This window comes from Nitrosospira lacus, from assembly GCF_000355765.4.
GTDB classification, from domain to species: domain Bacteria; phylum Pseudomonadota; class Gammaproteobacteria; order Burkholderiales; family Nitrosomonadaceae; genus Nitrosospira; species Nitrosospira lacus.
On the sequence record NZ_CP021106.3, the window covers coordinates 1,222,275 to 1,242,357 of the forward strand.

21 protein-coding genes are annotated in these 20,083 nt (G+C 51.9%); 16 read left to right on the forward strand and 5 right to left on the reverse strand.

Features of this window, described 5'->3' with window-relative positions:
• Positions 1 to 37: 37 nt before the first annotated feature.
• From EBAPG3_RS05390 to def, 3 genes are all read left to right on the forward strand, one after another.
• On the forward strand, positions 38 to 589 hold the full coding sequence (locus EBAPG3_RS05390) for a hypoxanthine-guanine phosphoribosyltransferase (RefSeq protein WP_040851061.1): 552 nt from the start codon (positions 38 to 40) through the stop codon (positions 587 to 589).
• A gap of 145 nt (positions 590 to 734) precedes the next feature.
• Positions 735 to 1,481: an S-methyl-5'-thioinosine phosphorylase gene (locus EBAPG3_RS05395; protein WP_004174124.1), complete on the forward strand. Its 747-nt coding sequence runs from the start codon at positions 735 to 737 to the stop codon at positions 1,479 to 1,481.
• Positions 1,471 to 2,004 carry a peptide deformylase gene (def, locus tag EBAPG3_RS05400; RefSeq protein WP_004174123.1) on the forward strand — a complete coding sequence of 178 codons (534 nt, stop codon included), beginning with the start codon at positions 1,471 to 1,473 and terminating at the stop codon, positions 2,002 to 2,004. Before EBAPG3_RS05395 ends, def begins: the two co-directional genes overlap by 11 nt.
• 36 nt (positions 2,005 to 2,040) lie before the next feature.
• Here def and EBAPG3_RS05405 read toward each other — a convergent pair whose 3' ends face one another.
• The 4 genes from EBAPG3_RS05405 to EBAPG3_RS05425 all read right to left on the reverse strand — a co-directional run bounded on the left by EBAPG3_RS05405 (position 2,041) and on the right by EBAPG3_RS05425 (position 4,494).
• Positions 2,041 to 2,637 carry a shikimate kinase gene (locus EBAPG3_RS05405; RefSeq protein WP_004174122.1) on the reverse strand — a complete coding sequence of 199 codons (597 nt, stop codon included), beginning with the start codon at positions 2,635 to 2,637 and terminating at the stop codon, positions 2,041 to 2,043.
• 710 nt (positions 2,638 to 3,347) lie between these two features.
• Positions 3,348 to 3,704 (reverse strand): hypothetical protein, encoded by a 357-nt coding sequence (locus EBAPG3_RS05415; protein ID WP_004174119.1) that lies wholly within the window; start codon positions 3,702 to 3,704, stop codon positions 3,348 to 3,350.
• Positions 3,701 to 4,069, reverse strand: coding sequence for a phage holin family protein (locus EBAPG3_RS05420; RefSeq protein ID WP_004174118.1), 369 nt, complete (start codon positions 4,067 to 4,069; stop codon positions 3,701 to 3,703). Before EBAPG3_RS05420 ends, EBAPG3_RS05415 begins: the two co-directional genes overlap by 4 nt.
• 32 nt (positions 4,070 to 4,101) lie before the next feature.
• Positions 4,102 to 4,494, reverse strand: a complete 393-nt coding sequence (locus EBAPG3_RS05425) for an ElaB/YgaM/YqjD family protein (RefSeq protein ID WP_004174117.1) — start codon at positions 4,492 to 4,494, stop codon at positions 4,102 to 4,104.
• A gap of 400 nt (positions 4,495 to 4,894) precedes the next feature.
• Here EBAPG3_RS05425 and rpsB point away from each other — a divergent pair, with 400 nt between their 5' ends.
• The 13 genes from rpsB to EBAPG3_RS05490 all read left to right on the forward strand — a co-directional run bounded on the left by rpsB (position 4,895) and on the right by EBAPG3_RS05490 (position 17,441).
• Entirely contained in the window at positions 4,895 to 5,632 is a 738-nt protein-coding gene (gene rpsB, locus EBAPG3_RS05430) for a 30S ribosomal protein S2 (protein ID WP_004174115.1), read from the forward strand.
• A 115-nt stretch (positions 5,633 to 5,747) separates the two neighbouring features.
• Complete coding sequence (tsf, locus tag EBAPG3_RS05435; RefSeq protein WP_004174114.1) at positions 5,748 to 6,656, forward strand: translation elongation factor Ts; 909 nt, start codon at positions 5,748 to 5,750, stop codon at positions 6,654 to 6,656.
• An 8-nt stretch (positions 6,657 to 6,664) separates the two neighbouring features.
• On the forward strand, positions 6,665 to 7,381 hold the full coding sequence (gene pyrH / locus EBAPG3_RS05440) for a UMP kinase (protein WP_040851059.1): 717 nt from the start codon (positions 6,665 to 6,667) through the stop codon (positions 7,379 to 7,381).
• Between the two features lie 66 nt (positions 7,382 to 7,447).
• Complete coding sequence (gene frr, locus EBAPG3_RS05445) at positions 7,448 to 8,005, forward strand: ribosome recycling factor (protein WP_004174112.1); 558 nt, start codon at positions 7,448 to 7,450, stop codon at positions 8,003 to 8,005.
• A 102-nt stretch (positions 8,006 to 8,107) separates the two neighbouring features.
• Positions 8,108 to 8,914: a polyprenyl diphosphate synthase gene (gene uppS / locus EBAPG3_RS05450; RefSeq protein ID WP_040851052.1), complete on the forward strand. Its 807-nt coding sequence runs from the start codon at positions 8,108 to 8,110 to the stop codon at positions 8,912 to 8,914.
• Positions 8,915 to 8,950: 36 nt separating this feature from the next.
• Positions 8,951 to 9,772, forward strand: coding sequence for a phosphatidate cytidylyltransferase (locus tag EBAPG3_RS05455; protein ID WP_004174107.1), 822 nt, complete (start codon positions 8,951 to 8,953; stop codon positions 9,770 to 9,772).
• Positions 9,769 to 10,956 (forward strand): 1-deoxy-D-xylulose-5-phosphate reductoisomerase, encoded by a 1,188-nt coding sequence (gene ispC, locus EBAPG3_RS05460; protein ID WP_004174105.1) that lies wholly within the window; start codon positions 9,769 to 9,771, stop codon positions 10,954 to 10,956. The genes EBAPG3_RS05455 and ispC overlap by 4 nt, the downstream gene beginning before the upstream one ends.
• Before the next feature lie 288 nt (positions 10,957 to 11,244).
• Entirely contained in the window at positions 11,245 to 12,612 is a 1,368-nt protein-coding gene (gene rseP / locus EBAPG3_RS05465) for an RIP metalloprotease RseP (RefSeq protein WP_004174102.1), read from the forward strand.
• 16 nt (positions 12,613 to 12,628) lie between these two features.
• Positions 12,629 to 14,911 (forward strand): outer membrane protein assembly factor BamA, encoded by a 2,283-nt coding sequence (gene bamA, locus EBAPG3_RS05470; RefSeq protein WP_004174101.1) that lies wholly within the window; start codon positions 12,629 to 12,631, stop codon positions 14,909 to 14,911.
• Positions 14,912 to 14,934: 23 nt separating this feature from the next.
• Entirely contained in the window at positions 14,935 to 15,462 is a 528-nt protein-coding gene (locus EBAPG3_RS05475; protein WP_004174100.1) for an OmpH/Skp family outer membrane protein, read from the forward strand.
• Positions 15,463 to 15,615: 153 nt separating this feature from the next.
• A complete protein-coding gene (gene fabZ, locus EBAPG3_RS05480; RefSeq protein WP_004174098.1) occupies positions 15,616 to 16,056 on the forward strand; it encodes a 3-hydroxyacyl-ACP dehydratase FabZ in 441 nt (146 codons plus the stop codon).
• Between the two features lie 117 nt (positions 16,057 to 16,173).
• Positions 16,174 to 16,788: a ribonuclease HII gene (rnhB, locus tag EBAPG3_RS05485; protein ID WP_004174097.1), complete on the forward strand. Its 615-nt coding sequence runs from the start codon at positions 16,174 to 16,176 to the stop codon at positions 16,786 to 16,788.
• Between the two features lie 173 nt (positions 16,789 to 16,961).
• Positions 16,962 to 17,441 (forward strand): FKBP-type peptidyl-prolyl cis-trans isomerase, encoded by a 480-nt coding sequence (locus tag EBAPG3_RS05490; RefSeq protein ID WP_004174095.1) that lies wholly within the window; start codon positions 16,962 to 16,964, stop codon positions 17,439 to 17,441.
• Positions 17,442 to 17,452: 11 nt separating this feature from the next.
• Here EBAPG3_RS05490 and mutS read toward each other — a convergent pair whose 3' ends face one another.
• Positions 17,453 to 20,047 carry a DNA mismatch repair protein MutS gene (gene mutS, locus EBAPG3_RS05495; RefSeq protein WP_004174093.1) on the reverse strand — a complete coding sequence of 865 codons (2,595 nt, stop codon included), beginning with the start codon at positions 20,045 to 20,047 and terminating at the stop codon, positions 17,453 to 17,455.
• Between the last annotated feature and the right edge of the window lie 36 nt (positions 20,048 to 20,083).

Sequence of the window (20,083 nt, forward strand, 5' to 3'; positions counted from 1 at the left end):
GCAGGTTTCCTGTGATTTTGCCTGGTATTGTATATTGATATTATCTTCTACAGAAGCAACGAGAATACTCGGCGTGGCGGAGCAGATATATTCCGCTGCCGACGTATCACGGACTGTCAGGCGCATGGCGGCGGATATTAGTTTGGAGCTGTCGGGCAAGTATCCATTGGTATTAAGTGTAATGGGCGGGGCGGTGGTATTTACCGGACAACTGCTGCCGCTCCTGGAATTTCCGCTTACCTTCGATTATCTGCACGTCAGTCGCTATGATAATGAAATCCAGGGTGGCAAGATCAACTGGAAGGTGCCCCCCCATGAAAACGTGCGGGACAGGGTGGTCCTGGTTCTGGATGACGTTCTCGACGAAGGGATTACTCTTGCGGCGATCCGCGACTGGATCATGAGCCATGATGCTGCAGCATTTTACAGTGCAGTTTTTGCGGAAAAGGATCTCGACAGGCCCAAACCGATCAGGGCAGATTTTGTGGGTGTTGTATTGCCAAATCGCTACGCGTTTGGCTTTGGAATGGATATACATGGTGCATGGCGAAATTTGCCGGCGATTTATGCGTTGAAAGATGGAACCTGAATCCGGCGGCCGGTCGCTAAATAGATCAATATTATGATTAATAACAATATTTCGTATTATTCCGGGTTTGCCTCCGCAGGTCCGGTTTTTTGCGGTTTCCTGGTAACCGTATTTTCAGAATTTCTCATTATTGGCTCCTGAAAGTATGCTTGCAATCATCGGTGGCACCGGTATGGCCCAACTCGCCTGTCTTGAAATATCACATCGACAGATTATGAGAACTCCCTATGGTGAACCATCCGGTCCGCTGACTTTTGGTAAAATCAATAATCACGAGGTGGTATTTCTCGCGCGCCATGGCTATGGCCACACCATTCCTCCCCATGCGGTGAATTACCGCGCCAATCTGTGGGCGTTGCGGTCGTTGAGCCTTTCGCGAGTGATATCCGTGGCATCGGTGGGCGGGATTCGCGCTGATTTTACGCCGGGCATGGCCGCCATTCCTGATCAGATAATTGATTACACCCATAGCCGCAAGTATACTTATTACGATGGCACAGACAGGCCAATTACCCATATTGATTTTACCGAACCTTATTGCCCGATTACGCGGGAACGCCTGCTGGAAGCCGCAAAACGGGCAAACGAAAAAGTTATCGACGGCGGTGTCTATGGCGCCACCCAGGGGCCACGTCTGGAAACCGCGGCGGAAATCAACAGGTTGGAGCGGGACGGTGTCGACATGGTGGGTATGACCGGCATGCCGGAAGCCGCATTGGCAAAAGAATTAGGCCTCTGCTACGCGACTATCGCAGTCGTGGCAAACTATGCCGCAGGTCGTGCAACGAGTGCTCATGCCATCCGTCTGGAAGATGCTCATGCTGTTCTGGAAAAAGCAATGGTGGGTGTCAGAAATATTCTCGAATGGGTGGTAGAACTCGATGTCGATTAAACCAGTATTGAGAATGGGTGATCCTCGCCTGCTGGAAGTGGCCCGCAAAGTGAAGAAATTCGGCACCCCTGAACTCAACGACCTGATTCAGGATATGCACGATACGATGGAAGCGCTGAATGGTGCGGGGCTGGCCGCGCCGCAGATTGGAATCAGTCTTCAAGTCGTAATCTTCGGCGTGAGGCGCAATCCACGCTATCCCGATGCGGAAGAGGTGCCCTATACTGTGCTGATAAATCCCGAAGTGGCGCCCCTCACGCAAGAAATGGAACAGGATTGGGAAGGTTGCCTGAGTGTTCCTGGTATGCGTGGCATGGTGCCACGCTTTGCCAGAGTTCGCTATCAGGGCATGGATCAGTACGGCGGATCCATCAAGCGCGATGTCGACGGATTTCATGCCCGTGTCGTGCAACATGAATGCGACCACCTGGAGGGCATTCTCTATCCCATGCGAATCAGAGATTTTCGTACGTTCGGCTTTACCGACGTTTTGTTTCCGGATCAAGCGCCGATGGACGAGTAGGGAAAGACGCCTTCGGGAAATAGTCAGCCGCTCCGGCTAACCTGTTTTTTTATCCATTACCAAATCAGAACAGGCCAGTTGTTGTGCCAACAATTGGGCCAGATGACGGGCGCTTCGTTTTCCGCTCTCGACAATGATATGGGCTGTCTCCCGGTAAAGCGGGTCACGCTGAGCATAAAGTTCAGCCAGCTTCCTGCGAGGATCCGACGTTTGAAGCAATGGCCGGTTCTTGTCCTGCCGGGTGCGGCGCCACAAGTCATCCACCGTTGCCCTCAAATAGATTACCGTGCCGCCGCGCTTCAACATTTCACGATTTTTAACATTTAGCACTGCGCCACCACCTGTGGCAAGCACGATATTCTCGCTTTTCAGCAGTTGCGTTAACATCTCCGTTTCGCGCTTGCGAAAACCCGTTTCTCCTTCAATTTCAAAAATTACCGGGATGCTGACCCCGGTGCGTTTCTGGATCTCACGATCCGAATCATAAAAGGTTTTGTCCAGAAAGTGAGCCAACAATTTTCCGATGGTGGTTTTCCCCGCGCCCATCATACCCACCAGGAAGATGTTGCCGCTTGCTTCATTTGCGTCATCCGTGGTTTTTTCTGACGCCAGGGTTGCATAAGTGGAATTCATGCGCGCAATTGTAGCGGAAATATTCTGGATCGCGCACAGACAAAAACGTGTTTGAACTCGAGAACTCATGCTTTTTTTGTAAACAGGGCTGATATGAGAATGAGAGGTAAATCGTACAACGAGCCGATTATGATTTGACACGGAGAAAAATCAAGACCAGATGCCGGTTTATGGAACCGGTAACACGGCGGAGAAGAGGGGAAAGATTCCTTTGTTAGGCCGGCTGAATGAGTAGTACCGTACTGAATTCATCCTTGTTCAGTCTGCCATCCCGGTCGACGTCCAGACTTTTGAAAATCCAGGCCGGCATTTTTGTTCTTCGGCTTCTTTCGGGCTTATGTAGCCGTCCTTATCCGCATCGTATAATTCCCCATGAAGGGTTCATTTCTTTTTCGTTTGGTCCCGCAGGCATTTCCGCAAGAACCAGAGAAGAAATGCCGACAATTAATAACGCCGATAATGGTACCGTTTTATTTTGTAACGCCGGGAAGCGATCCACTGTATCTCCTGATTACCACCGGTGATGAGGATATGGATAAGGATGGCTCAATTCATTAAAAAATAAATTATTACTAAAACAAACGCAGGTACGCCTAAAATCCAGGCGAGAAAATATTTACCCATGGTAGTTCTCCCGAAAAGAGGCCTGAGACAATATTCCTGGACATTATATTTCAATAGCATGTTTAAATTGCATCCCACCGCTCGCATCATTCCCGCGAGCGTGGGTTATGCGAGCGCAACAGATGCACCATTGAGGGCAGAACCTGCCGTATCATCAATGTTCTGGCCTGGCTGCCCAGTAATCCTGCCGTAACGCCGGCGCCGCCTTTTGCCACCCTGCGCAACGATCCATGCGGCATTATCGCCAGCACGGCCATCAGTCCCACGGCAGCGGCATAGGGGTGGCGCGTTAAAAATTTGAACGTATGGCTGCGTGGGTATGCATGCAAGGTACCGGCGGAGATACTCTTGTCCGCGTGGCTGAACTTGGATCGATAGATGTCCCGGCTGGCATGCATCCGGTCCAGCAGCGCTTTTTTCTCATCTTCGAGGGAAACGCTCATACTACATCCTTCATCAGCTTCGCATCCTGCCGTAATTCATCCCGCAGGGCATCAAAAGTGGAAGCAGGGCGTGTCTTATCCTGACTCCCGATATAAGCCACGAAAGCGATCAAGGCATAACAAGCCGCTACTCCCCATGCAGCGGCCGTCCGATAAGGTGTATCCCAACAGGTAACGATGATGGCCAGACCGAAAAAAATCAGGCCTAGGACAGCGAAAAGCACTACTATCACAAAACTGATTATCCGTTTTTTTAAACTATGCCCTTGAATTTCCAAGGATATTCTTAACAATTCAAGATAATCGTCGACGCGCTCCAGCGCAATGGCGGCAAGGTGCCTGGCTTTTTTTATGGTCTCAAACATGACTTGACTAATGTGCCGGCGCCAGAATTCATTTAACGACGGGTAATCAACAGGCCAAGCAGAAAACCAGCGAGTGCCGCATAGCCGACCGATTGCATGGGATGCTCTTTTACGTAGTCCCTGGAACACTCAACGCCCTGGTCGAACTGTTCGCGGGCGTCATTCGCCATTTCGGTGGCTGCTGCCCTGGTGGAAGCAATTTTTTCCAGCAACTTTTCCTTGGCCTCTTCCACTTCGGTTTCGGATAAATTTGAGAGACGGGAGATGAGATCACTCAAATCGGCACGGAGATTGGCTAATTCCTCGCTGGCGATGGCGCTCGCCCGCTTGCCCGCCGAGCGGGCGGCGCTTCCCGCCCTGTATGCCGCTCGCTGGGCCCCAGTTTGTGCTTCGTCTGTTGTAGTCTCGGAAGTATTGGTTGCCATGATTAACTCCTTATTGTTAATGGAAAGTAAGTAAACATCAGTTTCCAGCAATTGGCAATCTGGGTATGTACGTTGACGCACATAATCAAGTGATTTGCAGATATTGGATTATCTGCCTATATTTTCGTTACTATACACTCGCAATCGTTGGAATCAATAAATCGGGTCAATTGGCACAAAAACACATGTTTCGAGAATGCGTGCTCTGATTTCCTCAGGTTCAAATTAAGCGGACCCCCGGCAACAATGCTATAATGCCGCGCTAATCTGGTTTTGCAAGGCTGATTCCATTCCCGGAACCAGTTAAATACCAGATTAAATTCACATATCCGCCTATTCCAAGGGTGCTCTTTTGTAGAGCGACTATGGCGGGTAGAGGCTCAACCCAAAGGAGAAATTCATGTCAGTAACCATGCGGCAAATGCTGGAAGCGGGGGTTCATTTTGGACATCAGACCCGTTTCTGGAATCCCAGAATGGCCCAGTATATTTTTGGCCATCGTAACAAGATACATATCATCAATCTGGAAAAAACCCTGGCGATGTATCAGGACGCGATGAAATACGTGCGTCAACTATCAGCCAACAAGGGAACCATTCTTTTCGTTGGCACCAAGCGTCAGGCGCGGGATATCGTACGAGAAGAAGCGCTCCGTTGCGGAGCCCCCTATGTCGATCAGCGCTGGCTCGGTGGAATGTTGACCAATTTCAAGACAATAAAGCAATCTGTCAAGCGCCTGCACGATATGGAAACAATGGTGGATGATGGCACCCTTGATAAGCTTTCCAAAAAAGAGGCGCTGGATATTCAGCGCGAACTGGAAAAATTCAATCGCAGCCTGGGCGGTATCAAGGATATGAAAGGAATTCCTGATGCAATGTTCGTGATTGACGTGGGCTATCAGAAAGGCGCAATAACCGAGGCCAAAAAACTCGGTATCCCGATAGTGGGTGTTGTTGATACCAACCATAGCCCTGAGGGGTTGGATTACGTAATTCCCGGCAACGACGATTCCAGCCAGGCTATACGCTTGTATGCACGGGGGGTAGCTGATGCGATTCTGGAGGGTCGTAACCAGATTGTTCAGGAAATCATAGCAAGCAATGCGGAGATGGATGAGACAACAACTGCAGAGTAGCAATCAGTCGAGGCTACGAATTGCGGACCGCTTACCGGCAGCGCTGATTTTATAATGACTGCCGGTAACACGAAAAGGTCGCGGTCTTAATTAATTCTGGATTTGGAGTGAGAGTATGGCGGATATTACCGCACAAATGGTAAAGGAACTACGCGACATGACTGGCCTGGGCATGATGGAATGCAAAAAGGCGCTGACTGAAACCGGGGGTGACGTGAAGGCAGCGGAAGATCTGCTGCGGATCAAGAGCGGTGCCAAGGCAAGCAAAGCCGCCGGGCGCATTGCGGCGGAAGGAATGGTGGCTGCATATATTGCGCCTGACGGCAAGAGCGGTGCGTTGGTGGAAATCAATTGCGAGACCGACTTTGTTGCCAGAAACGAAGATTTCATCAATTTCGCCCGCAGCCTGGCGCAACTGGTGGCTGGGATCAGTTTTGCGGATACAGCGGCGCTGGCAGCCGCCGCATTGCCGGGTGGCGAAAATGTGGATGAGTTCCGCAAGGCGCTGGTAATGAAGCTGGGTGAGAACATCAACGTACGCCGTTTTGTGCGGTATGTGGCGGATGGCCGTCTGGCTTCATATCTGCATGGCACGAAAATCGGAGTAATGATCGATTACACGGGCGGTGACGAAACATTGGGCAAGGACTTGGCCATGCATATTGCGGCCAGCAAACCTATTTGCGTTTCGCATGAGCAGGTTTCGCCTGAACTGCTGGCACGTGAACGGCAGATCTATACTGCGCAAGCAGCAGAAAGCGGCAAGCCCGCTGATATCGTCGTAAAAATGGTGGATGGACGTATCGCCAAATATCTTGCTGAAGTGACGTTGCTCGGTCAGCCCTTTGTCAAGGACGCGGATCAGACCGTGGAAAAGCTACTTGCGGCGAAATCAGCCACCGTTAATGGCTTTACCCTGTTTGTCGTGGGAGAAGGCATTGAAAAGAAATCCGGCGATTTCGCCGCCGAGGTGATGGCGCAGGTAAGTCAGATGAAAGAAGATCAGGCCTCACAGACAAACTAAAGATGTTCATGACGAGTACCGTCTATAAGCGTATTCTGCTGAAGCTCTCCGGTGAGGCCCTGATGGGTGAGGACAGCTATGGCATCAATCGCATCGTCATTGAGCGAATTGTCGCCGAAATTGCGGATGTGAATCAGCTGGGTGTCCAGATCGCAGTGGTTATCGGCGGTGGCAACATTTTCCGCGGGATGACATCCGCGGGGGACGGGATGGATCGCGCCAACGCGGATTATATGGGCATGCTGGCTACGGTCATGAATGGGCTGGCATTGCAGGATGCCATGCGCCGTGCCGGCCTGGTAAGCCGGGTGCAATCGGCATTGCGTATTGATCAAGTAGTGGAACCCTATATTCGCGGTAAGGCAATACGTTATCTGGAAGAAGGGAAAGTGGTAATTTTTGTGGCCGGTACCGGCAATCCCTTCTTCACCACTGATACCGCCGCGGCGTTACGTGGGATGGAAATGAATGTGGATATCGTGCTCAAAGCCACCAAGGTGGATGGCGTGTATACCAGCGATCCAAAAACAGACCCTGGCGCCATCCGCTACCATAACCTGTCGTTCGATGAAGCAATCTCTCAGAACCTGAAGGTGATGGATGCGACGGCACTGACTCTTTGCCGGGATCAAAAATTACCGCTCAATGTATTCAGCATCTTCAAGGCGGGAGCATTGAAACGGGTAGTGATGGGCAATGAGGAGGGAACGCTGGTGCGGGTTTGAATTTTATTCAAGGTTTTTATATTATAAAAGAAAGTATTTCTGTTCTCACCGTAATTGACAAATATCATGATTGCCGATATCAAGAAATCCACTGAGCAAAAAATGCTAAAAAGTCTTGAAGCATTGAAACTGGATCTGGGCAAAGTACGAACTGGCCGGGCTCATGCCGGCTTGCTCGATCACATCACGGTCGATTACTATGGCGCGCCCACGCTTCTTAGTCAGGTTGCCGGTGTCAATTTGGCGGATGCCCGTACTATCACTGTCTCCCCTTGGGAAAAGAAGATGTTGAGCGTGATTGAAAAAGCAATTCGGAATTCCGATCTGGGGTTAAACCCTGTAACCGTCGGTGAAATAATCCGTGTGCCCATGCCGCCACTTACCGAGGAGCGCCGCCGCGATCTCACCAAGATAGTGAAGCATGAGGCTGAAGCCGCAAGAGTAGCCATGCGCAATATCCGGCGTGATGCAAATGCCCACTTGAAGGATTTGCTCAAGGAAAAGAAGATCGCCGAGGATGACGAGCGCCGGGGGCAGGATGAGATTCAGAAACTTACGGATCGTCACATCGCAGAGATAGACAAGCTGCTACAGATCAAGGAAGCGGAGTTAATGGCAATCTGAGTACACGAAGTATTGCCACAACGCGGGGTAGGCAGGCGATCCGCGAAACCGAGTATTTGAAATTCGGGATTTTGAGATATCCCTAACTCATTGTGTTTCCCCATGCCCCTTACCACAAGTTCAACACGAGAAATACCTGAAACCGGCATGATTCCCCGGCATATTGCCATCATCATGGATGGTAACGGTCGTTGGGCGAAAAAGCGTTTTATGCCTCGCGTGGCGGGACATAAACGTGGAGTTGAGACGGTGCGGACCGCGATCAAGGCTTGTGTCGATCGCGGGGTGGAATATCTCACCTTGTTTGCCTTCAGCAGTGAGAACTGGCGCCGTCCGGCGGACGAAGTTACCTTCCTCATGCAACTTTTTATCACTGTGCTGGAACAAGAGGTTGTCAAACTGCATGAGAACGGTATCCGTTTTAAAGTAATCGGCGATCTGTCGAAATTCGAGCCTAAAATAGTCGAGTTTATTCGTAATGGGGAGACACTGACCGCGAATAACACACGTTTCACGCTCACCATCGCGGCCAACTATGGGGGGCGCTGGGACATCATGCAAGCTGTGCACAGGATGCTGGAGCAGCATCCTGAACTGGCGGCTTGTTTCGAAGAAAAAGATTTAATGCAATATTTTTCGTTGAACTATGCTCCGGAACCCGATCTGTTTATTCGCACTGGCGGTGAAAAACGCATTAGTAATTTCCTGCTCTGGCAACTCGCCTACACGGAGCTATATTTCACCGATACCCTGTGGCCGGATTTTGATACACGCGCACTGAATCTGGCCATTCAATCCTATCAACAACGCGAGCGCCGTTTTGGACGCACCAGCGAGCAGCTTCAGATAGCGCCCTCCGCCAATGAGCTAAGAGAAATTGCCACCGAAAGAATGGCTAAGTTTCAATAATTTGGTGGCCGGCGCTGTTTTTGTTTAACCCACTCCATGCTCAAGACCCGGATTTTTACCGCCGTCATCATGCTGTTCCTGTTTCTGGCGGCGCTGTTTTACCTGTCCGCTATTTTCTGGATGATATTGCTGCTTGCCCTGACAGTAGCCGGCACATGGGAATGGAGCAGGCTGGCAAAATACTCCCTCACTTATTCCATCACTTATCTGCTTCTTACCACGATAGTAGGTGGAGAGTTATTGTTTATATTGAGTGAAGCAGTTCTGGCCGACCCCTATACCCCGTTATTTCTCTGGTTTTACGTTGCCTCAGCGGTATTCTGGGCATTGGGCGCGACCTGTTTACTGAAATCCAATCGCCCCATCAGGAATCCAATTCTATTAGCATTGACGGGCTGGATATTGTTATTGCCTACTTGCCTTGCCCTGTTCCAGTTGCGTGCTATCGACCCGCTGCTTCTGCTGGGTTTCATGGCTACGGTATGGATTTCGGACACGGCGGCTTATTTTACGGGCCGTGCATGGGGAAAGCATAAGCTCGCGCCCCGCATCAGCCCTGGCAAGACCTGGGAAGGGGTGGCGGGGGCGTTGGTGGCGATCGCCTTTTATGCCGTGGCGTGGAGTTATATCGCCGGAGTAAAGGCTCATGGCGTATTTCTGGTTCCATTGCTGCTGGTGCTTGTTCTCATGGGCATTATTGGCGACTTGTTCGAATCACTGATGAAACGTCACGCTGGGGTTAAGGATAGTGGCACTATTTTACCCGGTCACGGTGGTATACTTGATCGCATTGATGCGCTTACGTCAACTCTGCCGATAGCTGCCTTGGCACTCTTATTTTTGCAATCCGAACTATGATAGCCATTCGTCATCTCACTATTCTCGGCTCTACCGGTACCATAGGCGTGAATACGCTGGATGTGGTCGCACGTCATCCCGGCCGGTTTCATGTTGTTGCGCTTACCGCTAATAACAATGCGAAAAAAATGCTGGAACAATGCCGTCACTTCCGGCCGCGTTATGCAGTGATGCTGGATGCGGCCAGCGCTGAAGGGCTGCGGTTGGAAATTCGTGCGGCCGGCCTTCCCACGGAGGTATTGTCCGGTGTCGAATCGCTGGAGAAGGTGGCATCACTGCCCGAAGTGGATACAGTGATGGCGGCGATCGTCGGTGCCGCTGGCATACGCCCCACATTTGCCGCCGCTGGCGCGGGAAAGCATGTTCTGCTTGCCAACAAGGAAACCATGGTGATGGCCGGGCGGATTTTCATGGATGTGGTTAAACAGAATCACGCCACGCTGCTGCCGATAGATAGCGAGCACAATGCCATCTTCCAGTCACTGCCGCAGAATTTCTCCGGAGATCTGGGCGCTGCCGGCGTGCGCCGTATTCTGCTGACTGCTTCTGGCGGGCCATTCAGGCAATTATCGCTCAGTTCACTGGGCGATGTAACGCCGGGGCAGGCTTGCGCTCATCCCAATTGGGTAATGGGACAGAAGATCTCGGTTGACTCCGCCACCATGATGAACAAGGGTCTTGAAGTCATTGAAGCGCACTGGCTGTTTGACGCGGCGCCTGAGCAGATTCAAGTGGTCATTCATCCGCAAAGCATCATTCACTCCATGGTTGAATATGTGGATGGTTCGGTCCTGGCACAACTTGGCAATCCCGACATGCGCACCCCGATTGCCCATGCGTTGGGTTTTCCTGAAAGAATCGAAACTGGCGTGACGCCTTTGGACATGTTCAAAGTAGCGCGGCTTGATTTCGAGGCCCCCGATTTTAAACGCTTTCCATGTTTAAGCCTCGCCTATCAAGCGTTGGCTGCCGGCGGCAGTACACCGGCAGTCCTTAACGCCGCCAACGAAGTGGCGGTCGAATCCTTTCTCAGGTGCCGGATGCCATTTACCGCGATTCCAGCCATGATTGAACATGTTATGGAGGCGGTCAGCCGCAAGGATATCGCCACTCTTGATGATGTGCTGACAGCGGATAGCGCAGCGCGCGAAGCCGCGCATGAATGGCTGGCTTGTCTAGTATAGAGTGTTTGGCTTATTGGCTTCCGAATGGATCAGGCAGCCGTTTTACGCGCCGGCTGAATGCCGGGGAAGCGGCCCGAGGAGAGAAATGAGGCGTTGCTGCACCTCCGGTAAATGGGCAGCTTCACCACTAACGAATCTACGCGTTCTTTTTCGCTTTCCACTTGCTACCCCTCTGACTTTTCTTTCCCGATTTCGCAGTTTCGCTCTCTTCTTTCATGGGACGACAATGCAGATCACCTCTTTACCTAAATTTCTTTTGCCTCGTGATTACTGGAGTTGTGCGCGGGTATGACATTCTTTTCCACACTCATTGCTTTTGTTGTCGCCCTGGGATTGCTGATCGTGTTTCACGAATTTGGCCATTACCTGGTGGCACGCTGGTGCGGGGTGAAAGTACTGCGTTTTTCCATCGGTTTTGGCCAGCCATTAATAAAGAAGCGCTGGGGAAATGATCAAACCGAATGGGTCGTGGCGGTCTTTCCACTTGGCGGTTACGTCAAGATGCTCGATGAGCGTGAAGGTGAGGTCGCGCCCGCGGATTTGACGCGGTCATTCAACCGCAAGCCTGTGGCACACCGGTTTGCAATCGTCGCAGCAGGACCGATAGCGAATTTTTTGCTGGCGATCATGCTGTACTGGCTGCTGTTCATGCTGGGTGTCAGCGGCATGAAACCCGTGGTAGGGCCGGTCGCTCCCGCGACGCCCGCGGCATTTGCGGCTTTCGAGATGGGGGAAACGATAGTAAATATCGGAGACGAACCTGTCGCTACCTGGCAGGATGCGCGCTGGGTACTGTTGTCGCATGCGGTCGAAAGATCACCGTCCGTGACCGTCGATGTGCTGGCCCAGAGCGGAGAGATCATTTCCCGGCGGCTGGATTTGAGCAGTATGCAGCCCAGCGATCTGGACGGGGATTTCTTGCGAAAGATCGGTTTGAGCAGTTATCAACCGGCAATCAAGCCGATTATTGCGAAAGTCACTTCGGACAGCGCAGGCAATCGCGCTGGTTTAATGCCCGGTGATGAGATTGTTGCCGTGAATGGCACGAAGACCGTACTCTGGGAAGAAGTGGTGCAAAGGATACGAGCCAGCCCGGGAGTCCCATTGGCATTGGAAATTCAACGTGGCAATACAATTACCGATATAGAGATTATTCCCGATACCGTCACTGAAAACGGGGAGAAAATCGGCAGAATTGGCATTGGACCGCAAATCGATCAGGATGAATTCGAAAAATTGCTGATAAAGGTCAGCTATCCAGCCGGAGCGGCCCTGGTCAAGGCTATGAATAAAACTTGGGAAATGTCGGTGTTTACGCTGCAGATGCTTTGGAAAATGGTGGCGGGAGAAGTATCGTGGAAGAATGTGAGCGGACCTATCACCATCGCGGACTATGCGGGAAAGTCGGCGCAAATGGGACTTGCGGCTTATCTTGGCTTTCTCGCGCTCATCAGTATCAGTCTGGGGGTATTGAATTTGTTACCTATTCCCATACTGGATGGAGGCCATTTAATGTATTATGTCGTCGAAATCGTCAAGGGCAGTCCGCTTTCTGTCAGAGCTACGGAGATTGGTCAGCAGGTCGGGATGGCGCTGTTATTTACCCTGATGGCTTTTGCCATATATAACGATGTCACCCGGCTCATCTCCAGTTAAAGCATGAATGTCAAGTATGAAAGTCAAATATCTCGTCGCGCTTGTTTCTGCATGTTGCGCTTCGGTTTCTTGGGCCCTTGAACCATTCGTAGTCAAGGACATACGGGTGGAAGGCATACAGCGCACCGAAGCGGGCACGGTGTTCAGTTATTTACCGGTCAAGGTTGGAGATACACTGGACGATGAAAAGGCCGCAACCGCCATCAAGACACTCTATGCTACCGGTTTCTTCAAAGATGTTCGACTGGAGTCGGACAATGGTGTTCTGCTAGTAGTGGTGGAAGAACGCCCGGCTATTGCTCAGATTACTATTGTCGGCGCCAAGGAGTTCGAGAAGGATAAGCTGAAAGAAGGCCTGAAACAGGCAGGTCTGGCGGAATCACGTATCTTTGACCGCTCGATGCTGGAGAAGGCCGAGCAGGAATTAAAGCAACAATACCTCAGCCGCGGGAAATATGGGGTCAAGATCACTACCACGACAACTCCGCTTGACCGCAACCGTGTAGGCATCAATTTTCAGGTGGATGAAGGGAAAACCGCCAAGATTCGCAAGATCAACATCGTCGGCAATAAAAATTTCAAGGAAAAGGAACTGCTGAATGCGATCGTCCTGCGAACGCCCGGCTTGCTGACCTGGTTCACCAAGGAAGATCAATATTCGAAACAGAAGCTGGGTGCCGATCTGGAGTCCCTGCGCTCTTTTTATCTTAATCGCGGCTATCTGGAATTCAACATCGAATCGACCCAGGTATCCATTACCGCGGACATGCAGGATATTTATATTACGATAAATATCGTCGAGGGTAACAAATACACCGTGTCCGAGATCAAGCTTGCCGGGGAAATGCTGCTGCCGGAAGCTGAATTGCGCAAGCTCATAAAATTGGCGCCAGGTGACGTGTTTGCACGGGAGAAACTGACTGAATCCATCAAGCTCATTACCGACCGGCTTGGTGACGATGGTTACGCGTTTGCAAATGTCAATGCTTCACCGCAACTGGAACAAGAAAAGCATGAGGTGGCATTTACATTCTTTATTGATCCGGGACGCCGGGTTTACGTGAGGCGTATTAATATAACCGGTAACAACCGTACACGGGATGAGGTGATTCGCCGGGAAATGCGTCAATTCGAAGGAGGCTGGTATTCGACCTCCAAGATCAACCAATCCAAGCTGCGCGTAGACAGGTTGAACTATTTTAATGCTGTCAACATAGAAACGCCGGCCGTCCCCAATGCTACCGACCAAATCGATGTAAACGTCGAGGTCAAGGAAAAGGCAACGGGTGCCGTCATGTTTGGAGCGGGCTATTCCAACATGGAGGGCTTGATACTCAGCGGTTCCGTTGCTCAGGACAACATATTCGGGACCGGAAAATTCGTCAACCTCATGGTCAATACCGGCAGCGTCAACAAGACCTACTCGCTCTCCTACACGGATCCCTATTTTACGCGCCACGGAATAACCGGCGGGTTTGATATTTACAAGCGTGTGCTCAATACACGCTCGCTATCCTCGGTAAGCACTTTTAATACCGATACCACAGGAGCTGGCTTGCGTTTTGGCATTCCGCTGAATGAAAATGACAGCATCATGACCGGTCTTGGTATTGAAAATACAAAACTCGACCTGGGTCCCAACAGTCCGCAACGTAACATCGATTTTGTGCAAAAATTCGGAAGCAGCACCATTAACATACCGTTAACTTTGAGCTGGCGGCGCGATGGCCGCGACAGCGCCATCTGGACCACCTCGGGTACCACACAGCGGGTGTTTGCAGAAACGGGTTTACCGGGCGGCGATCTTACGTATTACAAATTGGATTATCAACTCAGGTGGTATTATCCTCTCACAAACATCTTCACGCTCATGCTGAACGGAGAGCTTGGATACGGTGATGGCTACAATGGGAAAGATCTGCCCTTCTTCAAGAATTTCTTTGCCGGGGGCAATACCTCGGTGCGTGGCTACAACATCAGCTCGTTGGGTCCTCGTGACGCCAGTAATAGAACGCTGGGGGGCAATAAACGTGTGGTGGGCAGTATCGAAATACTGTTTCCCATGCCCGGCATGCGAAACGACAGATCCGTACGTCTGAGCGCTTTTCTGGATGGTGGTACCGTATTTGGTCCCGGTGGGACGAGACCGGAATTGGAAGGTATGCGTTATTCTACAGGAATCGCCGTTACGTGGATTTCTCCGATGGGGCCGCTTAAAGTCAGTGTCGCCCAACCGATAAATAATAATCCCGGGGATAACTTGCAGCGCTTCCAGTTTCAATTTGGACAGCAGTTCTAATTAAACGTAAGCGGGAGATGAAATTGAAACATAAGGATCAATGGCGGCGAACCTTGACGGCGGCATGCATGATCATCGCTTCCGCCAGCGGATTCCTCGACGTCCATGCGGATGATGTCAAGATTGGCGTGGTTGATACCGAGAGAATACTGGCTGAATCGGCGCCGGCGGTCAGGGCATTGAAGAAGATAGAAAAGGAATTCCTGCCGCGCGATCAGGAAATCAAGAAGATGGCATCGCAGGCGAAGGTACTCCAGGAGCTTCTGGAAAAAGAAGGCAAGACCCTGCCGGAGGCGGATCGGCGTAACAAAGAACGCGATCTCGCTACGCTCAATCGAGAATATCAGCGGGCTCAACGGCAGATGCGCGAGGACCTGAGTCTGCGCCAGAATGACGAAGTCGCCACGCTGCAGCTGAGTGCCACCAAAGCAATTCAGATTATCGCAGAATCAGAAAAGTATGACCTGATATTGCCTTTGCGTGATCTGGTTTATCGCAGTCAGCGCATGGATATTACCGAGAAGGTTATCAAAGCGCTGGCAGACAAATAGCAGTCAATTGTTTCCCGGCCGATGCTATCACAACAGGTGTCAGCCATTGTGTTAATCCATATGGAAAAAGATATTGAAGGTTGTGGCGCTGTATGTTGCGCCGCACCGTGACAACCGCACGCCCCATCCCATCCAACTACCGGATTTAGGATTATGAATATCCATGAAATTCTGCAATATCTGCCTCATCGCTATCCTTTTCTTCTGGTGGATCGCGTTCTCTCCTGTGAACCGGGGAAAAACATAGCTGCTCTCAAGAATGTCACGATCAACGAGCCCTTCTTTAACGGTCACTTTCCCCACCACCCGGTTATGCCGGGCGTGCTGATTATCGAAGCGCTGGCCCAGGCTGCGGCGATCCTGACGCTCAAGACCATGGATGTGAAAGCCGATGAAAATTCGATATATTATTTTGTCGGCATAGATAGAGCCCGGTTCAAGCAGCCGGTCCAGGCGGGTGACCAGCTGATACTCAAGGCAACCATCGAGCGGCAGCGAATCGGCATCTGGAAATATTCTACCCAAGCGGAAGTCGATGGCCGTATTGTTACCGAGGCCGAGTTGATGTGTACCGTGCGAAGCAAGCCGTCGTAGCGGTTATGCTGGAGTGAGTGTCATTGTTCACCATGTGCGCGCCATCGCACAGCGGTTAGAGGCTCGCGGTTTCCTTTGTTGTATTGGCGGTTGCAGATTGGGGATTGAAAATTGAGGATGATGGAACGGCCGGCGGAAGGCCTCAACTGGGTATGCGGCGTGGATGAATCCGGCAGAGGACCGCTAGCGGGGCCGGTGTTCGCCGCCTGTGTGGTGCTTGATCCGGATCATAGAATAGAGGGTTTGGCAGATTCAAAAACGCTCAGTGAAAGTCAACGCAACAGGTTGACCATTGCCATTAAAACATACGCGGTGGCTTGGGCTATCGGTTCCGCGTCCGTAAAAGAAATCGACCGGTTAAATATTCTGCAGGCAAGCCTGCTTGCCATGAAGCGCGCAGTGGAGCGCCTGTCATTTGTTCCTGGTAGAGTGTTGGTGGACGGGAATCATAGTCCCCGCCTGAGATGTCCCGTTACCGCCATTGTCAGGGGTGATAGTCTGATCCCGGAAATTTCCGCCGCGTCGATACTTGCCAAGACGGCGCGCGATGCCGAGATGGTGGCATTGCACCAGCGCTTTCCACACTATGGCCTCGATCGCCATAAAGGATATTCCACGCCGGAGCATATTGCGGCCTTGCGGGTGCATGGGGCATCGGCGATACATCGCCATAGTTTTGCCCCGGTCAGGGAGTTGATAATAAAGGGTAAAGCTCCAAGGATAAAAATTTAATCTCCTGCCTGAGAAGGAACCTTATTTCGTTTCATATTACTAATATAATATTCACAACTGCCAACATGCGTGAAGGATATAGCAACAGGTGAGTCAGCAGGTAACTTTAAGCACGGGTGCAAGAATCGATTGTACGCGTACCGATTGCAGTAACTTAATTAGACCCGAATAATATGCGCATCGAAAAAGACACAGTGGTATCCCTCACCTACGAGCTTCTTGATTCGACCGGTGAGGTCATGGAAAAAACCGATTCACCAATCAGCTACTTGCACGGTGGTTATGACGGAATTTTTCCAATGGTGGAAGAGGAGTTGCATAGCAAGGAGGCGGGTTACAGTTGCTCGGTATTTATGGAGCCAGAGAATACCTTTGGTGACTACGATAGTCAGTTGGTGCGAGTGGAGCCACGCGACGCGTTTCCCGACAATGTCGTGGTGGGAATGCAGTTTGAAGGTGGCGAAGAAGGCTCCGATGACGTCCTGATCTTTACCGTAACCGATATCGCCGATGATAAAGTCGTCGTAGACGGCAACCATCCATTGGCCGGCAAGGCTCTGCGTTTCGACTGCACGGTTGTCGCGGTGCGCCCCGCGACTGCGGAAGAGTTGTCTCATGGCCACGTTCACGGAGCACATGGTCACGAACATTAAGTTCCAGCCCCCTAAGACTGTTCTTTCTCCACCATCCTTTTCAGCGCGTAGAGATTTTCCAGCGCTTGTCGTGGGCTTAACTCGTCTGGTTGAATTGCGCTTAATAATGTAAGGGCGGGGTGTGCTGCCGGAGTTGCCTTGGCAGCGGCGGTTATTCCCGAGAATAAATCGCCTTGCAATTGCTTGTCCACTGTTTCCTGCTCAAATTTTACCAGATACTTTCTGGCTGTTTTGATGACTGGTTCCGGCACGCCGGCCAGTGCCGCCACCTGCAGTCCGTAGCTTTGACTGGCGGGCCCCTCAGTAACGGCATGCAGAAACACGATGTGATGTTTGTGCTCCACCGCATCCAGATGCACATTGACGGCTTGTGCAAATTCCTCCGCAAGCCGCGTCAGTTCAAAATAATGCGTCGCGAACAAGGTATAGCTGCGGTTCTTTTCCAATAGATACCGGGCAATCGCCAAAGCCAGCGCCAAGCCATCAAAAGTCGAAGTACCTCTCCCGATTTCATCCATCAGTACCAGGCTTTGCGCACTCGCATTGTGCAGGATATTGGCGGCCTCCGTCATTTCCATCATGAAGGTCGAGCGGCCACCCGCAAGGTCGTCGGATGCGCCGATACGGGTAAAAATCTGATCCAGCGGACCCATGCGAGCGCTTCTTGCGGGAACGAAACTACCGCAATGGGCGAGCAATGCGATCAGCGCGACCTGTCGCATATAAGTGGATTTGCCGCCCATATTGGGCCCGGTGATGACGAACATTTGTCGCCTGACGGGGCCGCAAGCCCCGAGCCGGACATCATTGGCGATGAAGTTCTCTACCTGGTTTTCCACCACCGGGTGGCGGCCCGCTTCAATTTCGATAACAGCATCGGGGGTAAAAACCGGCGCAATGTAATCGAGTGCGAGTGCGCGCTCGGCGAAGGCAGCCAGCACGTCCAGCTCGGCAACGCTGCGGGCAACCTGTTGTAAGTGAGCGATGTAGGGTCCAAGCATATCCAGCAATGCATGGTATAAATACTTTTCCCGTTCTAGCGCGCGATCCTCCGCGGACAGCGCCTTGTCCTCGAAGGCTTTGAGTTCCGGCGTGATATAGCGCTCGGCGTTTTTCAGCGTCTGCCTTCTGCGATAGTCCTCGGGGATCTTCTCGCTATGAGCGTGGGTGATTTCAATATAAAAGCCATGCACCCGGTTATATTCCACTTTGAGATTCGAGATGCCGGTGCGTGTTTTTTCCCGTGTTTCGAGTTGCAGCAAAAACTCGCCACAATTATTTTGTATGGCGCGCAGTTCATCCAGCTCCGTATCATAGCCATCGGCAATCACGCCGCCTCCACGCAGTACAACTCCGGGTTCTTCGCGCAGCGATTTTTCCAGAAGACTGACAAGTGCCGCATCCGGTACCATCATTTTCGTCAGCCTGGCAATATGTTCGCTGGTGGAGTCCGCAATTCCGGCAATGGCAGTGATGGCTTGGGGTAATCGTTTCAGGCTATCACGCAATCCTGACAGATCCCGCGGGCGCGCGGATGCCAGCGCGATACGCCCGGTGATACGCTCGATGTCGGCCACACGCCGGAGACATTCGCGTACCTGAAGGTGCGGCCCCAGTCCTGCCGTCCCGAGTAAAAAAGATACGCCATCAAGCCTGCTCTGAATGACCATGCGATCACGCAACGGATGATGCAGCCATTGCCGCAGCAAGCGGCTACCCATGTTGGTCGAGCATGTGTCGAGCAGTGACAGCAATGTGGGCGACGTTTCGCCAAGCATGGTTTCGGAAATTTCCAGATTACGGCGGGTGGCGGCATCCATGCGCACGTAGGTGCTGTCCCGCTCCACCCGGAGCGTTTTTATATGGGCGATACCCGTGCCCTGCGTGAGGCGGGCGTATTCCAGCAGCGCACCTGCGGCACCCAAAGATGCATACAACCCGTCGCAGCCGAAACCGGAAAGATCGCGGGTTTCAAATTGACGGGCGAGAATGCGGACAGCGGCATCCACATCGAACTGCCAAAGGGGCAGGCGCTTCAGGGACAGCTTCTTAAGGCTGCTTGCACCCGTGCCATTGAGGCAGGCAAGCATATCCAGCGACTCCGGCAAGAGGATTTCCGCAGGCTTCAGGCGTTCAAGCTCGCTTGCCAGATTATCAGGTGAAGTCTCCATCACGCAAAATTGCCCCGCGGCAAGATTGAGCCACGCCAATCCCAACATTGATTCATGCATGCACAAGGCAAGCAGCAAACAGTCGCGTTTTTCTTCCAGCAATGCGGCATCGGTCAGCGTCCCCGGAGTGATAATCCGCGTGACCTGGCGTTCCACGGGACCCTTGGCGGTGCCGGGGTCGCCGGTCTGCTCGCAGATTGCCACCGATTCGCCAAGCCTGACCAATTTCGCCAGATATTGTTCGGCGGCATGATAGGGCACGCCCGCCATCTTGATGGGCTCGCCCGCCGACGTTCCGCGCCGGGTCAGCGTAATGTCGAGCAGTTTCGCGGCCTTCTCCGCATCATCGAAGAACAGTTCGTAGAAATCTCCCATGCGGTAAAACATCAGCATGTCGGGATGCTGTGCCTTGATGCGCAGGTATTGCTGCATCATGGGAGTGTGGTTTTTATCCAACGGATTTCTCTTCTG

What these genes read in the sequence shown, in the direction of transcription:
- EBAPG3_RS05395 (WP_004174124.1), top strand. Translation starts at nt 735, where the DNA reads ATGCTTGCAATCATCGGTGGCACCGGTATGGCCCAACTCGCCTGTCTT.
- def (WP_004174123.1), top strand. Translation starts at nt 1,471, where the DNA reads ATGTCGATTAAACCAGTATTGAGAATGGGTGATCCTCGCCTGCTGGAA.
- EBAPG3_RS05405 (WP_004174122.1), bottom strand. Translation starts at nt 2,637, where the DNA reads ATGAATTCCACTTATGCAACCCTGGCGTCAGAAAAAACCACGGATGAC.
- EBAPG3_RS05415 (WP_004174119.1), bottom strand. Translation starts at nt 3,704, where the DNA reads ATGAGCGTTTCCCTCGAAGATGAGAAAAAAGCGCTGCTGGACCGGATG.
- EBAPG3_RS05420 (WP_004174118.1), bottom strand. Translation starts at nt 4,069, where the DNA reads ATGTTTGAGACCATAAAAAAAGCCAGGCACCTTGCCGCCATTGCGCTG.
- EBAPG3_RS05425 (WP_004174117.1), bottom strand. Translation starts at nt 4,494, where the DNA reads ATGGCAACCAATACTTCCGAGACTACAACAGACGAAGCACAAACTGGG.
- rpsB (WP_004174115.1), top strand. Translation starts at nt 4,895, where the DNA reads ATGTCAGTAACCATGCGGCAAATGCTGGAAGCGGGGGTTCATTTTGGA.
- tsf (WP_004174114.1), top strand. Translation starts at nt 5,748, where the DNA reads ATGGCGGATATTACCGCACAAATGGTAAAGGAACTACGCGACATGACT.
- pyrH (WP_040851059.1), top strand. Translation starts at nt 6,665, where the DNA reads ATGACGAGTACCGTCTATAAGCGTATTCTGCTGAAGCTCTCCGGTGAG.
- frr (WP_004174112.1), top strand. Translation starts at nt 7,448, where the DNA reads ATGATTGCCGATATCAAGAAATCCACTGAGCAAAAAATGCTAAAAAGT.
- uppS (WP_040851052.1), top strand. Translation starts at nt 8,108, where the DNA reads ATGCCCCTTACCACAAGTTCAACACGAGAAATACCTGAAACCGGCATG.
- EBAPG3_RS05455 (WP_004174107.1), top strand. Translation starts at nt 8,951, where the DNA reads ATGCTCAAGACCCGGATTTTTACCGCCGTCATCATGCTGTTCCTGTTT.
- ispC (WP_004174105.1), top strand. Translation starts at nt 9,769, where the DNA reads ATGATAGCCATTCGTCATCTCACTATTCTCGGCTCTACCGGTACCATA.
- rseP (WP_004174102.1), top strand. Translation starts at nt 11,245, where the DNA reads ATGACATTCTTTTCCACACTCATTGCTTTTGTTGTCGCCCTGGGATTG.
- bamA (WP_004174101.1), top strand. Translation starts at nt 12,629, where the DNA reads ATGAAAGTCAAATATCTCGTCGCGCTTGTTTCTGCATGTTGCGCTTCG.
- fabZ (WP_004174098.1), top strand. Translation starts at nt 15,616, where the DNA reads ATGAATATCCATGAAATTCTGCAATATCTGCCTCATCGCTATCCTTTT.
- rnhB (WP_004174097.1), top strand. Translation starts at nt 16,174, where the DNA reads ATGATGGAACGGCCGGCGGAAGGCCTCAACTGGGTATGCGGCGTGGAT.
- EBAPG3_RS05490 (WP_004174095.1), top strand. Translation starts at nt 16,962, where the DNA reads ATGCGCATCGAAAAAGACACAGTGGTATCCCTCACCTACGAGCTTCTT.
- mutS (WP_004174093.1), bottom strand. Translation starts at nt 20,047, where the DNA reads ATGATGCAGCAATACCTGCGCATCAAGGCACAGCATCCCGACATGCTG.